Genomic DNA, 14511 nt, shown 5'->3' with positions numbered 1-14511 from the left:
CTCGTAAAATGAATATTGATTTGTTGTAATCAAAATACTTGAGAAAAAATCACGGATATGAATTTACCTTCCTTAAATGCTTTGCGTTTTTTTGAGGCTGCCGCCCGGCATCAGAGTCTGGTGAAAGCGGCAGACGAGCTGTGTGTGACGCAATCGGCTGTCAGTCGTCAGATCAAGCAATTAGAGAGTGTGCTGGGTGTGACCTTATTCGAGCGGCGGAATCGTGGTATTTTCCTGACAAAAGACGGCGTGAAATTAAGAACGGCTTGTCATGAGATGTTGGCGATTCTGAAAAATGCACTGAAAGAGCTGAACACGGAAGGAAATCAGGCCCCTCTGGTTGTTTCCTGTGAGCCGACCATCATGATGAAGTGGCTGATCCCCCGACTGGCTGACTTTAAGGCGGCACACCCTGAGATCGAGCTGCACCTGAGTGCTTCTGGTGGGCCAATTGATTTCGTGAAAAGTCAGGCGGATATTGCGATTCGTCGGAACGATTTCAACTGGAAAGCAGATTATCATGCTGAGCCGATTGGCCCTGAACTGATGGGGCCTGTCATTCTGGCTGAAAAGTATGCCAACGGGGAAGTACTTTCAGGCTCTGTCACTACACTGCATACCAAAACCCGGCCAGATGCCTGGGCGGAGTGGCAGCAACGAACCAATCAACCCGTCATTAGCAGCGATGATATTTGGTTTGAACATTTCTACATTATGCTGGAAGCCGTGCACGCGGGGTCAGGCTACGGGCTGAGTTCAATTTATATGGTCGGCAGTGATATCCGGAATGGGCAGTTGGCTGCCCCTTGTGGTTTCATACCGGATGACTCTTTTTACTATCTGCTTTCGCCCCATGCGATTGAGGCGGATGAAAGAGTGGGCATCTTTCTGAACTGGTTAAGAGAAGCGTTTGCTGCAACCCGCGAGGCAGTGCTGGCGTCTGTCAGCGAGGCTGACTAAGGATCCAGCCGGTTTTGTTGAAATTGCTGCTGATCATCCCAACGGAGCATGGTCAGCTGGTTTCCCCAGACGCATCCGGTATCCAGTCCGATCGCATGGTCGTCCCAGTGCCCCATCAATGAAGCCCAGTGTCCGAAAATGACCGTTTTCCCCAGCGGTTGGGCGCGAGGGAAGTCAAACCACGAAATGAACTGTTCTGTTCCCGGTTCACCCGGTGGCAGTTTACAGTGCATCTCCAGACGTCCGTCCGGGCGTAAAAAGCGCATTCGGGTCAAGGCATTAATGCTATAGCGCATCCGGTCCAGCCCGGAGAGTTGTGGATCCCATAAATCGGGTTCATTTCCGTACATATGGGTGAGCAACCATTGCTGCTGTTCGCTCTGCAACATCGTTTCCACTTCGCGGGCACAGCGACGGGCATCTTCGAGCTGCCACTGTGGCGGGATACCGGCGTGCGCCATGACAATCGGATGGACAGCATGTTCAGCAAACAAGGGTTGGTGGCTGAGCCAGTCCAGGAGTGCTTCGCTGTCACTGGCGGTCAGAATCGGATCGATCCGGTCTTTGGGTTTCGCTTTGCCAATCCCGCGGGCAATGGCCAGTAAGTGCAGATCATGATTTCCCAGAACGGTGGTGGCACTGTTGCCCAGCGATTTCACCAGACGCAGTGTTGAGAGGGAATCCGGCCCACGGGCGACAAGATCTCCTGCCAGCCAGAGTTCATCTTCTTTCTCACTGAAGCCGACTTGTGTCAGCAGTGCACAGAGTTCACGGTAACAGCCTTGAATATCACCGACCAGATAGGTTGCCATGTCAGTCCTGCTCAGTGAAGAATGTTCGGGATGGCAAGGCGGAATGGCAGGATTTCTGCCGTAAACTCATTCCCTGATTCGTCGATCATGATGTAGTGACCTTCCATGACCCCCAGTGGTGTTTCGATGATGGTGCCACTGGTATAAGTGTATTCATCATTGGCCGCAATCGTCGGTTGTTCACCGACGACACCTTCCCCTTCGACCACCAGTTTTTTGCCATTGGCGTCGGTGATTAGCCAACGGCGGCGCAGCAACTGAGCTGAACCCTGGCCGAGGTTGCAAATGGTAATGGTATAGGAAAAGACGTAGCGGTCCTGTTCCGGTTCCGACTGTTCATCAATATAGTGGGTGATGACGCGGCATTTGATGGTTGGGTTCGCTTTGTTGTTCACCTTGCTGCTTCCTTTCGATTCCGGCGGTGTACTGTGATACTGCATTGCCGGGCTGTTCGCCCGGCTTTGTGCTTATTGGCTGTGATGGGTATCCAGCCAGTTCGCCATGGTAACGAACTGCTCAAGGGTCAGGTTTTCAGGACGAGCGGCCGGGTTAATGCCCAGGCTTTCCAGAGTCTCACTGTCCATCAGTGCTTTATAGCAGTTCCGCACAGTTTTGCGACGCTGGTTAAAGCCTTCGCGTGTAACGCGATCCAGCCATTTCAGGTTAGTACACGGATGCGGCAAAGTGTCGTATGGTGACAGGCGAACCACTGCTGAATCAACCTTCGGTGCCGGTTTGAATGCACTAGGCGGTACTTCCAGTACCGGCATGACTTTGCAGTAATACTGCGCCATTACGGTCAGGCGGCCGTAGGCTTTACTGCCGGGACCTGCTGCCAGACGGTTGACCACTTCTTTCTGCAACATGAAGTGCATATCCTGGATATGCTCATGAAAACTGAACAGGTGGAACATCAGCGGGGTCGAAATGTTGTAGGGCAGGTTACCGAAGATCCGCAGCTGATTATTTTCTTTGATCAGCTGTGTGAAGTCGAAACGCATGGCATCGCCTTCATGAATCGTCAGCTTGCTGGCCAGATCCGGATGATTACGCAGACGTTCGGCCAGATCGCGGTCCAGTTCAATCACGGTGAATTTGTCGACCTGTTTGCCGACAGGCTCTGTCAGGGCGCCCAGACCCGGACCGATTTCCACCAGATTCTGGCCGGGTCTCGGATTAATGGCGGCGACGATATTGTCGATGATGTATTCGTCGTGCAAGAAGTTCTGGCCAAAGCGCTTACGGGCGCGGTGGCCTAAATGGACCTGATCACTGCTCATTGTTGTTTGTCTACCATTTCGATGGCGTGGGAAAGCGCTGTCCTGAGGCTCCCGATATCCGCCTGTCCGGTACCCGCAAGTTCCAGTGCGGTACCATGATCAACTGATGTTCTGATAAAAGGCAGCCCCAACGTGATGTTGACGGCATTGCCAAAACCTTTGAATTTCAGGACTGGCAGGCCCTGATCGTGATACATCGCCAGTACAGCGTCAGCTTCTGCCAGATATTTATCCTGAAAGATGGTGTCGGCTGGCAGCGGGCCAACCAGATCCATCCCGTCTTCTTCTCTGAGGATATCCAGTGCCGGGGTGATCACTTCGATCTCTTCCCGGCCAAGGTGGCCGCCTTCCCCGGCATGTGGGTTGAGGCCACACACATAAATCTTGGGCTGCCGGATGCCAAATTTGCTGATCAGATCAGCATGCAGCACACGGATCACCTGATGAATACGATCCTGAGTGATGGCTTTCGCGACATAGGCCAGCGGAATATGGGTCGTGACCAGCGCAACCCGCAAACCTTCGGTTGCCAGCATCATGACGACCTGATTGGACTGAGCCTGCTGGGCGAAAAATTCCGTGTGGCCGCTGAAGGACACACCTGCCCGATTGATGATGCCTTTATGAACCGGTCCGGTGACCAGCGCGGCAAATTCGCCGTCCATATTCCCCTCGGCGGCACGACGCAGGGTATCCAGCACATAGTGGCCGTTGTGTTCATCCAGCTCACCCGGGATGGCTTTGGCTTTCAGCGGATGATCCGCAACGATCAGGGTGCCCGGACGGTGAGGTTGTGCCGGGCGGCTGGCATCATAAGGGATGATTTCCAAGGGTAAACCCAGCAGGGCTGCACGTTCTGCCATCAGCCCGGTGTTGGCACAAATCACCAGCTCGTGCGGCCAGGGCTGTTGCGCCAGCGCGATCACGAGATCCGGGCCAATACCCGCCGGTTCTCCCGGCGTGATGGCAATACGTTTAACCTTGTTCATCATCATATCCTGGTTCTTCAATATAGGCGCCAGCCCGCAGTTCCTGCAGCCACGCCTGTGCTTCCTCATTAAATTTCCGGCTGAAGAGGATCCGGTAGGCACGGTTCTTCACCGCGGCATCGGTCCGGTCGACCTGACGGCGATCCAGCACTTCCACAATATGCCAGCCGTGTACCGTCTTGAACGGTTCACTGATGGTGCCTTTGGGCAGTGTTTCAATCTGTGCCTTGAATTCAGGGACGTAAATGTCAGGCGTTTGCCAGCCCAGTTCACCACCATTCACGGCAGAACCTGGGTCGGCACTCAGGGCCTGAGCCGCATCAGCAAAGCTGCGCTGACCGGACTGAATATCCTTGCGAACCTGCTCCAGCTCTTTTTTCGCTCCGTCATCGCTCAGAATGACAGAGGTTTTCAGCAGGATGTGGCGGGCATTTACTTCGGTGACCGAAATCGTCTCCAGACCTTTCACATCATTGATTTTGAGAATGTGGTAACCCACACCACTGCGGAATGGCCCTATGATAGCACCTTTCCCCTGTGCATGGATCTGATCGGCAAAGATTGTCGGCATTTCTTCCGGACTCATCCAGCCCCAGGCACCACCCTGAAGGGCTTTCGGGCCGTTGGAGGCACTATAGGCTAAGCTGGTGAAATTGGCGCCTTTGTTCAGTTGACCCACCAGATCGTTCGCTTTCCGTTCTGCGGCCTGGCGGTCAGCCTGAGTGGCACCTTCATCCAGACGGATCAGGATGTGGCTGACATTATACTGGACGCCTTCCTGCTGTTGCTGGTTGAGTTGAGTGGCCAGGTTATCGACTTCCTGCGGCAGAATATTGATCCGGCGGCGGACCATTATGGTGCGGGCTTCACTGGCCGTCAGATCACGGCGGATCTGTTCGCGGAAGATGGCATAGCTGATCCCGGCTCCTGCCAGTTCCTGCTGGAGCTGCGCAACCGACAGATTACGTTCAGCCGCAAGCTGGGCGATAGCGCTGTCGAGACGATTGTCATCAATGCGGATTCCGAACTGATCGGCCTGCTGCAGTTGCAGGGTTTCCATGATGAGTTTTTCCAGCACCTGGTTGATCAGAATGCTGTCATCCGGCAGCGACTGTCCCTGGCGGGCAGCGTTCAGATGGACGGTTTTCAGCATGGCATCGACATCGCTTTGCAGAATCACGCTGTCGTTGACAATGGTGACCACCTTATCCAGCGGTTGCAGGGCGGCCAGTGAGCTGGTCGTCAGGCCCAGAAGAGACAGGCCAAGAATAAGAGACTTCCACATTTTCATATCTGTATCCAGGGCGCTTCAATGCGCAGTTGGTATGGACGGGCCGAGGCCCGGCCTGTTAATTATTCAGGTAGAAAGGACGGCCATAGGCAATCGCATTGCCGCTGGCAGACGCAGCACCCACGGGGGAAACACCGGCCAGACCGAGCAGTGAGAACGAGATACTGAAGTTCTGCTCATATTCTACTGGCTGAGTGTTGACGTTGCTGCGCGCGACCATGTACTCGTTATAACCCAAAGTGATCATCCAGCAATCGGAACGATAGTTGAGCGAGATCTGCCCTTCTACCATCTGGTTCTCGGTCACATCGTGGTAGTAGTCCCCCCGGATACTCAGACCGGCATGGATCGGGAAACCGGTTGAGAAACCAACCTGTGAGATCCCTTCTTCGGTGTAGTTATCAATCTGATTGTTATCCGGCAGGCTCTGCTGAATGTATTGCTTCGAAACATAGCGATAGTTCAGCTGGCTGAACAGATCGCCTTCCCGGTATTCGATCGCGGCGTTGGCAAACTGCATGTCTTTTTCACTGGCGTCATATTGCAGACTGCCGTGGAAGAACAGCCAGTCGTTATAGTTGAAGTCCGACTCGAATGCAGATGCAGAGTAGTTCGGTTGCGATTCCCCTTCTTCCTGCAGGTTGCGGCCGGAATCATTGAGGTAGAAAATCTGGCCGAAAGACAGGTTGAAGCGTTCTTTGTAGTCATCGTCGAAGAAACGGGTGGTTGCACCGACGGTAAACTGATTGGCTGCGGCAATCCGGTCTACACTCGAGTAACGGCGATCACGGAACAGGCCGTAATAGTCGGTTTGTAAAATGGTGGTATCGTAAGCACCGTAAATATTGCTCTGTTCCACATCTTTCACGTACAGATACTGCAACTGAGGCTCAAGGCTCTGCGTATAGGCACTGCCGAACAGATCCGCGTCCCGCTCAAAGTAGAGCCCGGTCAGCATCCGAAGGCTGGGCACCGTCCGGGTGGCGGTTTCATCCAGATCTTCAAGACCGTCGATGCTCGGATCGAATTCCTGATTGTAATAGGTGTACATCAGCTTGGCCTCGGTCGTCATCGACCACCAGGGCGTGGCGTACGGCAGAGTCAGCGATGGCTCAAGATGAACCCGGTCAGCCGATGGCTTTTTGGCATCGTCATTTTCAAAGCGGCTGATATGGCTCAGCAAACCGAAATCCAGACCATAGCTCAGATCCGGTTCGTAGTAATTAAAGGTCAGCTGCGGCATCAGGCGATAGTTGGAAGAGACCCCGGGCGTCAGCGGCTGGAAGTTCCGCACTCGCAGGGTTGAGTTCCAGTTGTAGTCCTGGTAGGTCACCTCACCGGTTTGCAGCAGGTTGTTGTCTTCCCGGTTGCCGATATCAGAGTCGACATCAGAAAAGTAAGTGACATCACTGACCTTGCTGTAATCCGCATCAAAACGCCAGTGGTCACCATAACGGCCATTGTGAGACCAGTTGAAGGCCCAGCGTGCATCATTATCTTTTGCAGCGCTGTCGTCCGGCAGGTATTCGCCCTTGAGGCTTCCCTCACCGAAATCGGTAAGATAACGGAAGTGGCTGTTCAGCTGGACACCGCGGTTACTCATGTACTTCGGCGTCAGCGTCAGATCGTAGTTGGGTGCGATATTCCAGTAGAACGGCGTTTCCAGTTCAAATCCGTCCCGGGAGCCATAACTGACCGTCGGATAGAGAAAGCCGGTCAGGCGTTCTTTTCCGACAGGCACACGAAGATAAGGCATGTAAAAAACCGGTACATCCAGCACTTCAAACCGGGCGTTATACAGATCGGCAAACGGCGAATCCGCCTCTCGTTCAATGCTGGTGGCGGTAAACTGCCAGCTTTTATCGCCCGGCGGGCAGGTCGTGTAGGTGCCGTTGCGCAGCCTGTAGTAGGTCATCCCTTCTTTTTCAATCTTGGTGGCTTCCCCCCGGCCAGGCTCGCAGGTCAGGTTGTAGACGGCGTGATTGATTTCGGCGTCATCTGTCTCCAGATTGTTATGCATACTGTCGGCGTAGACTTCAAGGGAGCCGTCGTGAAAGTAGACATTGCCTTCCGCACTGACCGTATTCTTGCGCTGGTTCATGGTGGCAACATCTGCAGCCACAGTACGATTGGACTGACGAATCACCACATCACCAGAGTATGTCACGCTGTCGCCGCTTTCGGCCACGGCCTGCTCTGCAGAAATTCGGATGGGCGCATTATTCGGATCACCCGCACTCGGATCTGGCGTCAGACACATGCCTTTGACCAGTGCCAGTTCTTCTTCGGCTGAGGGGCTGACATCACTCTCAATGAGGGCATCATTGGCGAAAGCTGACGGGCCATATAAAGCAAAGCTGATCATGGTCGCCAATAAGCTGCGGGAAGTGAATGACATTGAGATTTAATTTCCTGTGTTCATGATTTAGCGCAAAGTGATACCTGGAGGGCTGAACTTTTTTGTTTGGATTTTCTCGAAAACAAACAGAAAAGGTCAACATCCCCAGGCATCCAGACCGGACCAGCTGTCCCCTCCAATAGAAGGTGGTTATGATAAAGCAAATTCGTCTCTACAGCATCTGAAAGGACAGCGGTAATCATTGGACCGGATAAAATCATTATTGTTTTTTCTGCTATGATGCCGCGAGTCTTTTGGCGGTCAGACCCTTGCTTTATGGCATGCAGGTCAAGCTGACAAGCCACTCTTTTCATAAGATTAGACGGCATTCGCGGGCACAATTTAGCAAATTACCAGAGAGTATAACATGCAGGTGTTGGGCAAGATTTTAGGTGCATTTTTCGGTTTTCTCCTTGGTGGACCTATCGGTTTGTTATTGGGCATCTTTTTAGGCCATAAGTTCGATCAGGCTCGCGCCGGCGTATATTCAGGCGGGGGATTTGGTCGTTTTTCCGGTGGGCAGGCCGATCAGCAGGAACGTCAGGCTGAATTCTTTCATGCCGGCTTTGCCGTTATGGGCCATGTCGCTAAAGCGAAAGGCCGGGTGACGCAGGAGGAAATTCGGGTTGCCAGCGCCATTATGGATCGCATGCAATTGCACGGAAATGCCCGCCGTCTGGCGCAGGAGGCATTCCGCGAGGGTAAGGCCGAAGATTTTCCATTGCAGGAAGTGCTGGCCCGGGTTCGGCAAAGTACCCAAGGTCGGCTGGACCTGTTGCAGTTCTTTTTGGAGTTACAGATTCAGGCCGCGTTTGCCGACGGCAGTCTGCACCCCAAAGAGCGTCAGCTGCTGTTTGTCATTGGTCGCGGGCTGGGCTTTTCCGATCAGCAACTGGAGCGCCGTCTGCACATGCAGGAAGCTGCGTTTCGCTTTCAGCAGGGTGGTGGATTCAATCGCCAGCAGTCACAGCAGCAACAGGGCGGATTCCGTCAGGCGCCAACCCGGGATCAACTGGCGGATGCCTATGAATTGCTGGGGGTGGAAAAAGATGCAGGTGCCAAAGATCTCAAGCGTGCCTATCGGAAGCTGATGAATGAGCATCACCCGGATAAACTGGCGGCCAAAGGTCTGCCGCCGGAGATGATGGAACTGGCGAAGCAGAAAGCACAGGAACTGACGGCGGCTTATGAGCTGATCAAAAAAGAAAAAGGCTTTAAGTGATCGACCGCGTCTCAGACGCGGTTTCTCGGATGTCCTGCAACAAACGCTTCGAGATTTTCTGTGAGCTGATTTGCCAGTGCCTGAATGGCAGAATCTGCGCCCCAGGCCACATGGGGCGTCAGCAGCAGATTTGGTAAGTCTGCATGAGCCAGCAGCGGATTCGACGGTTCGGCTGGCTCGGCGGTAAATACATCACAGCCGGCACCACCCAGGTGACCGGATTGCAGTGCGGCGACTAAATCGGCTTCGTTCACCAGCCCGCCACGCCCGGTATTGATCAGCAGGCTGCCGGGTTTCATCTGCGCCAGCTCCGGTGCGGCGATCAGGTCGGTCGTTTCTTCACTGAGCGGACAATGCAGGGTGATCGCGTCTGCTTCTTTCAGCACCTGTGCAAAGGGCAGATACCCCTCACGACATTCGCTGGCGGCTTTCCGTTCGGCAAAGATGACGTTCATGCCAATCGCTGATGCCAGCCGGGCAACCGCCTGTCCCAGGCTGCCACTGCCAATGATCCCCAGTGTACTGCCTGCGACATCCCCAATCGGATGGGTGAAGAAGCAAAATTGTTGTTTTTCCTGCCAGACGCCCGCCTGAATATCCTGATGATAAGCGAACAAACTCCGCCGAAGCGCAAACAGCATCGCGATGACATGCTCTGGCACAGAGCCGGTAGCATAGCCTCGAATGTTGCTGACCACGATGCCGTGTTCGCGGCAGTAGTCCAGATCCACATTGTTGGTACCGGTCGCGGCGATGGCGACCATCCTGAGCTGCGGCAATTGACGAAGGGTGTCGGCATTCAGGACCACTTTATTTGTAATGGCAATGGTGGCTTGTTGTAAGCGCTCGACAACTTGCGCCGGGCGGGTTGCCGGGTATTCCTGCCACTGGTGTGCAAAGGCGGGGCGGGGCAAGGTGATCTGGCTGGGAATGGTGTCGCGGTCAAGAAAAACAATCTGTTGCATCGCACGGGGTCCTTGTGGTGATGGCTATGACGAGGGGGGTGAGCGAGTGTGTCAGTGTCAGACAGTAAACACCAGCCAGCCGATCACGGCAAGTTTGTGCTGGCATCTGGGGAAGGAAAGCCCCTCGGACAGCTCGAGGGGCAGACCGCTTTTCGGCTACAGCAGGACGATCAGCACAATCGCAAGAATAGAAATCAACGCCGCGAAACTGTAACACGCGATCTTCCCGGCGCGGCCGGCATGAATTTTCAGATCGTGCAATCCGTGGTGTACCCGGTGCATGGCATGCCACATTGGCAGGGCCAGCGTCAGGATCAGAAAGGCGGCTCCAATCAGGCTGGAGGCAAACGCTTTGACACGCTCATAGCTGAAATGCTCCGCATCCAGAATCCCCAGTGGCATCAGAATTCCCAGCACCAGGATGGTGACCGGTGTGACCATGGCAAACCAGGTGCCGCCTGCGCCAAACAGTCCCCACCAGATCGGCTCATCAGAACGTCTGGGATTGAGATTGACTTTATCAGCGTTGTTCATCATCGGCTCCTTAGACCACAAGCAGGACAATCAGGGAAATCACAGCAACCGCTGCCCACTGTGCTGCGACAATCACTTTTTTCTCAATCACTTTGCCTTTCAGGCGAATCGGCATCACCTGCGGCATCATGCTGAAAAAGGTGCTGGCGTGCAGCAGGCTGCCTGCCAGTGCGACGAGGTTGATGGCGATGACGACAGGATGGGCCATGAAATGCATCCAGCCCTGCCAGGCTTCAGGTCCTGCGACCAGCGCGCCCAGTCCGTAGGTCAGAAACAGGGTAAACAGCACCAGCGGCAGGACGGTCGCTTCACGCAGCATGTAAAAACGGTAGAACGGGTGACCTTGCCACCAGTTCCGTGTCATGGGACGTACATAAGGCTGACGGTGACTCATCTTGAGGCCTCCACTTTTTTCGGGGAACCATCGGGTTTGAGCATGGCAATCACAAAGTCTTTTGAGGACTCAATCTTGCTCTGATTGACTGCGGCGGCCGGATCGACGTTTTTCGGGCAGACTTCGGAGCAATAGCCGACAAAAGTACAGCCCCAGGCCCCGTTATCGCCGTTGATCAGTGGCATCCGTTCGGCTTTGCCCCGGTCGCGGGTGTCGAGGTTGTAGCGATGGGCCAGGGTCAGTGCTGCCGGGCCGAGAAATTGCGGGTTGAGGCCAAACTGCGGGCAGGCCGCATAACACAGGCCGCAGTTGATGCACCCGGCGAACTGCTTATAGATATCCATTTGTGCCGGGGTCTGAAGGTTCGTCCCGTCCTTCGGTTTCCGGTCGTTGCCGATCAGATAGGGTTTGATGGCTTCCAGACGTTCAATGAAAGGCGTCATGTCGACGACCAGATCTTTCTCGATCGGGAAATTTGCCAGCGGTTCGATGGTCACGCCGTCCGGATAATCCCTCAGGAAGCTCTTACAGGCCAGTTTCGGGACGCCATTAACCATCACACCGCATGAACCGCAGATTGCCATCCGACAGGAGCAGCGGTAGGTCAGGTGTTTGTCGAGATGATCCTTCACATGATTGAGTGCATCCAGCACGGACATGGTCTCGTCAAAGGGGACGCTGAAAGACTGCATGTGTGGCTCAGTGTCCTGCTCCGGGTCGTATCGCAGAATGGCGACGTTTTGGATACGGTTGGCTGTCATTCGGGTTGCTCCTGTGCTTTTGCCGCGTCTGCGGCAGCTTTTTCAGCGGCTTCGCCGTACAGCCGGGCTGTGGGCTGAGACTTGGTAATCGTGACATCACTGTAATCAATGACGGGGGCACCGCCTTCGTTGTAGAAGGCCAGTGAGTGCTTCAGGAAGTTCACATCATCCCGTTCAGTGCAACCGTCGTCGAGGCGCTGGTGGGCACCGCGGGATTCCCGGCGCAGCATCGCTGAGTGCACCATGGCTTCTGCGACATCCAGCCCGTATCCGATTTCAATGGCATACAGCAGATCGGTGTTAAACACCTTGCCCTTGTCCTGAATACTGATGCGCTGGTAGCGTGCTTTCAGCTCAGCCAGCTTATTCATGGTTTGCTGCATCAGATCAGCCTGACGATAGATACCGCAACCGGCTTCCATCGCATGCCCCATCTCGGTGCGGATCTCGGCCCAGTTTTCGTCGCCTTCCTGATTCATCAGGGCATCAATTCGCGCGGCTGCCGCTTCGGCCTGCGTTTCAATCGCAGCGTCATTCCAGCCCTGGAATCCGGCGGCATGTTTGGCTGCCTGCTCCCCGGCAACGCGACCAAAGACCACGAACTCTGCCAGAGAGTTGGAGCCTAATCGGTTGGCGCCGTGCAGGCCGACCGAGGCACATTCTCCCACGGCAAACAGCCCTTTGATGCGGGTTTCACAGTGGCCATCGGTTTCGATGCCACCCATGGTGTAATGGACGGTCGGGCGGATCGGGATTGGCGCTTTGGCCGGGTCGACATTGACGTAGGCTTTCGCCAGCTCGCAGATAAAGGGCAGACGCTCTTTCAGGTAGTCTTCTCCCAGATGGCGCAGATCCAGATGCACCACATCACCCAGCGGATGGTCGATGGTGTTGCCTTTTTGCTGCTCATGCCAGAAGGCCTGCGAGACTTTGTCTCGCGGGCCAAGCTCCATGTATTTGTTTTTCGGCTGACCGACCGGGGTTTCCGGCCCCATGCCGTAGTCCTGTAAGTAACGGTAACCGTGCTTGTTGACGATAATGCCACCCTCACCGCGACAGCCTTCGGTCATCAGAATGCCGGTACCCGGCAGGCCGGTCGGGTGATACTGAACAAATTCCATATCCCGCAGTGGAATGCCGTGGCGGTAAGCCATCGCCATGCCGTCACCGGTGACGATGCCACCATTGGTGTTGCAGTGATACACCCGGCCAGCACCGCCTGTCGCCAGCACGACAGATTTCGCTTTGATGGTGACCAGTTCGCCTTCTGCCATATGAATGGCCACCAGCCCCTGAATCTGACCTTCGTCGACCAGTAAATCGAGCACGAAGAACTCATCAAAGCGCTGAATATTGGTGTATTTCATGGAGGTCTGGAACAGGGTGTGCAGCATGTGGAAACCGGTTTTGTCGGCTGCAAACCAGGTACGTTCGACCTTCATGCCACCAAATCGGCGCACGTTCACTTCACCATTATCTTTCCGGCTCCACGGGCAGCCCCACAGTTCCATCTGGATCATTTCGCGCGTTGCGTTTTTGACAAAATATTCAACGACATCCTGTTCACACAGCCAGTCGCCCCCACTCACGGTATCGTTGAAGTGGTTGTCCAGGCTGTCTTCTTCCTTGATCACTGCGGCTGATCCGCCTTCTGCTGCCACGGTATGTGAACGCATCGGATAGACTTTGGAGATCAGGGTGATCTCCATATCCGGGTTGTTCTCGGCTGCAGCAATAGCGGTTCTGAGACCGGCGCCACCGGCGCCGATGACTGCGATATCTGTGGTGATGGTCTGCACAGTTATCCTCCAGTAAATAATGCGGGTATCCGCTGGTGATTGAGTAGGCTGACTTCGAAGCAGAGTCCGAAACTGTACCGACAGTGTAGAAGAGCCAATGGAGGGAGGAATTGATTTGATTAGGGTTTTGCTTCGATATTGCGAGGTGTTGCAATGAATGTGACGGAGGTAACGGCAATGTGGCTAAGGATTGGAATGTCCGCGTTGTGGCAACTCTGATGCTGGCCCTGTTGTGACCGGTGGCTGACCGTAGACTCAGGCGAAGTTGTCTTTTGGGGATGTCAGGATTTTAATTTCAGGATTTTAAGATGAAGCAGGCGCTGAGTTCAGCGCCTGAATGAAGACGGTTTGATGCTTCAGAGGGTTCGTGCCGGGGCGTTCGGGAAGAAATCGCATGGCGCAAACTGGTGTTGCGGCTCACCGGTGTACGGGTGGAAAAAGCTCAGCTCCGCTGCATGGAGTTGCAAACGGGGTGCCGCCGCTTCAGCAGCTTCATGGGCGTAAAATTCATCTCCCAGAATCGGATGACCCAATGCCTGCATGTGTACGCGCAGCTGGTGGGAGCGGCCAGTGATCGGACGGAGTTTCACCAGACTGGTCTGGCCGTCGCTTTCCAGCACCTCGTAGTGGGTCACGGATGGTTTCCCATCGTCAAAGCACACTTTCTGTCTCGGACGATTCGGCCAGTCGCAGATCAGCGGTAAATCGACGGTGCCGCTCTGCGGTTCCGGTGTGCCCCAGACCCGGGCGTAATAGACTTTCTCGGTCTGACGCTCGCGGAACTGGGCCTTGAGATGGCGTTCGGCATCTTTATTCAGCGCCAGCACAATCAGCCCTGACGTTGCCATGTCCAGACGGTGCACAATCTGCGCCTTCGGGTGGTCTGCCAGCACACGGCTGAACACGCTGTCAGCATGGGCCGGATCGCGGCCCGGATTGGACAGCAGGCCAGATGGCTTATTCACAGCAATGATGTCGCGATCGATGTAGAGAACGTCCAGCCAGGGATCAGTTGGCGGGTGATAGGCCATCGGCGGTAAGGGTTTCATGCTCGGGTCATCTCAGGGTTATCGTCGTTGCGGCGGGATGGTATCACAGGGCGGCGG

14 protein-coding genes are annotated in these 14511 nt (G+C 54.8%); 2 read left to right on the top strand and 12 right to left on the bottom strand.

Annotation, left to right across the window (positions count from 1 at the left end):
* Positions 1–57 precede the first annotated feature (57 nt).
* Complete coding sequence (locus tag EA58_RS05845) at positions 58–960, top strand: LysR family transcriptional regulator (RefSeq protein ID WP_036750167.1); 903 nt, start codon at positions 58–60, stop codon at positions 958–960.
* Here EA58_RS05845 and EA58_RS05840 read toward each other — a convergent pair.
* From EA58_RS05840 to lptD, 6 genes are read right to left on the bottom strand one after another with little or no spacing between them, the layout of a single operon-like run.
* Positions 957–1772 carry a symmetrical bis(5'-nucleosyl)-tetraphosphatase gene (locus EA58_RS05840; RefSeq protein ID WP_036750165.1) on the bottom strand — a complete coding sequence of 272 codons (816 nt, stop codon included), beginning with the start codon at positions 1770–1772 and terminating at the stop codon, positions 957–959. The two genes, EA58_RS05845 and EA58_RS05840, sit on opposite strands and share 4 nt — an antisense overlap.
* Positions 1773–1783: 11 nt before the next feature.
* Complete coding sequence (apaG, locus tag EA58_RS05835; protein WP_200872160.1) at positions 1784–2212, bottom strand: Co2+/Mg2+ efflux protein ApaG; 429 nt, start codon at positions 2210–2212, stop codon at positions 1784–1786.
* A gap of 27 nt (positions 2213–2239) precedes the next feature.
* Positions 2240–3052: a 16S rRNA (adenine(1518)-N(6)/adenine(1519)-N(6))-dimethyltransferase RsmA gene (gene rsmA, locus EA58_RS05830; RefSeq protein ID WP_036750162.1), complete on the bottom strand. Its 813-nt coding sequence runs from the start codon at positions 3050–3052 to the stop codon at positions 2240–2242.
* Complete coding sequence (pdxA, locus tag EA58_RS05825; protein ID WP_036750159.1) at positions 3049–4041, bottom strand: 4-hydroxythreonine-4-phosphate dehydrogenase PdxA; 993 nt, start codon at positions 4039–4041, stop codon at positions 3049–3051. Before pdxA ends, rsmA begins: the two co-directional genes overlap by 4 nt.
* Entirely contained in the window at positions 4028–5332 is a 1305-nt protein-coding gene (gene surA / locus EA58_RS05820) for a peptidylprolyl isomerase SurA (protein WP_036750156.1), read from the bottom strand. Before surA ends, pdxA begins: the two co-directional genes overlap by 14 nt.
* A 58-nt stretch (positions 5333–5390) precedes the next feature.
* Entirely contained in the window at positions 5391–7730 is a 2340-nt protein-coding gene (lptD, locus tag EA58_RS05815) for an LPS assembly protein LptD (RefSeq protein ID WP_036750153.1), read from the bottom strand.
* 367 nt (positions 7731–8097) lie between these two features.
* On the opposite strand from lptD, the gene djlA reads away from it, so the two are divergent.
* Positions 8098–8952: a co-chaperone DjlA gene (gene djlA / locus EA58_RS05805; protein WP_036750148.1), complete on the top strand. Its 855-nt coding sequence runs from the start codon at positions 8098–8100 to the stop codon at positions 8950–8952.
* A gap of 11 nt (positions 8953–8963) precedes the next feature.
* On the opposite strand, the gene EA58_RS05800 is transcribed toward djlA, so the two are convergent.
* The 6 genes from EA58_RS05800 to rluA form a co-directional block, all read right to left on the bottom strand.
* Entirely contained in the window at positions 8964–9917 is a 954-nt protein-coding gene (locus EA58_RS05800) for a D-2-hydroxyacid dehydrogenase (protein WP_036750145.1), read from the bottom strand.
* 156 nt (positions 9918–10073) lie between these two features.
* A complete protein-coding gene (gene frdD / locus EA58_RS05795) occupies positions 10074–10451 on the bottom strand; it encodes a fumarate reductase subunit FrdD (protein ID WP_036750142.1) in 378 nt (125 codons plus the stop codon).
* A 10-nt stretch (positions 10452–10461) separates the two neighbouring features.
* A complete protein-coding gene (frdC, locus tag EA58_RS05790; RefSeq protein WP_036750139.1) occupies positions 10462–10845 on the bottom strand; it encodes a fumarate reductase subunit FrdC in 384 nt (127 codons plus the stop codon).
* Positions 10842–11606 carry a succinate dehydrogenase/fumarate reductase iron-sulfur subunit gene (locus EA58_RS05785; RefSeq protein ID WP_036750137.1) on the bottom strand — a complete coding sequence of 255 codons (765 nt, stop codon included), beginning with the start codon at positions 11604–11606 and terminating at the stop codon, positions 10842–10844. Before EA58_RS05785 ends, frdC begins: the two co-directional genes overlap by 4 nt.
* Positions 11603–13405: a fumarate reductase (quinol) flavoprotein subunit gene (gene frdA / locus EA58_RS05780; RefSeq protein WP_036750135.1), complete on the bottom strand. Its 1803-nt coding sequence runs from the start codon at positions 13403–13405 to the stop codon at positions 11603–11605. Before frdA ends, EA58_RS05785 begins: the two co-directional genes overlap by 4 nt.
* A gap of 356 nt (positions 13406–13761) precedes the next feature.
* On the bottom strand, positions 13762–14454 hold the full coding sequence (gene rluA / locus EA58_RS05775) for a bifunctional tRNA pseudouridine(32) synthase/23S rRNA pseudouridine(746) synthase RluA (protein WP_051641917.1): 693 nt from the start codon (positions 14452–14454) through the stop codon (positions 13762–13764).
* Positions 14455–14511: the final 57 nt, after the last annotated feature.

This window comes from Photobacterium galatheae (genome assembly GCF_000695255.1).
GTDB lineage: Bacteria > Pseudomonadota > Gammaproteobacteria > Enterobacterales > Vibrionaceae > Photobacterium > Photobacterium galatheae.
Note: the sequence above shows the minus strand (reverse complement) of the source record. Positions and strands in the feature narration are given on the sequence as shown.

Bases quoted from the DNA above. Each gene is read 5' to 3' on its own strand.
- frdD (WP_036750142.1), bottom strand. From the start codon at position 10,451: ATGAACAACGCTGATAAAGTCAATCTCAATCCCAGACGTTCTGATGAG.
- djlA (WP_036750148.1), top strand. From the start codon at position 8,098: ATGCAGGTGTTGGGCAAGATTTTAGGTGCATTTTTCGGTTTTCTCCTT.
- EA58_RS05800 (WP_036750145.1), bottom strand. From the start codon at position 9,917: ATGCAACAGATTGTTTTTCTTGACCGCGACACCATTCCCAGCCAGATC.
- pdxA (WP_036750159.1), bottom strand. From the start codon at position 4,041: ATGAACAAGGTTAAACGTATTGCCATCACGCCGGGAGAACCGGCGGGT.
- frdC (WP_036750139.1), bottom strand. From the start codon at position 10,845: ATGAGTCACCGTCAGCCTTATGTACGTCCCATGACACGGAACTGGTGG.
- surA (WP_036750156.1), bottom strand. From the start codon at position 5,332: ATGAAAATGTGGAAGTCTCTTATTCTTGGCCTGTCTCTTCTGGGCCTG.
- rsmA (WP_036750162.1), bottom strand. From the start codon at position 3,052: ATGAGCAGTGATCAGGTCCATTTAGGCCACCGCGCCCGTAAGCGCTTT.
- EA58_RS05845 (WP_036750167.1), top strand. From the start codon at position 58: ATGAATTTACCTTCCTTAAATGCTTTGCGTTTTTTTGAGGCTGCCGCC.
- lptD (WP_036750153.1), bottom strand. From the start codon at position 7,730: ATGTCATTCACTTCCCGCAGCTTATTGGCGACCATGATCAGCTTTGCT.
- rluA (WP_051641917.1), bottom strand. From the start codon at position 14,454: ATGAAACCCTTACCGCCGATGGCCTATCACCCGCCAACTGATCCCTGG.
- EA58_RS05840 (WP_036750165.1), bottom strand. From the start codon at position 1,772: ATGGCAACCTATCTGGTCGGTGATATTCAAGGCTGTTACCGTGAACTC.
- apaG (WP_200872160.1), bottom strand. From the start codon at position 2,212: ATGCAGTATCACAGTACACCGCCGGAATCGAAAGGAAGCAGCAAGGTG.
- EA58_RS05785 (WP_036750137.1), bottom strand. From the start codon at position 11,606: ATGACAGCCAACCGTATCCAAAACGTCGCCATTCTGCGATACGACCCG.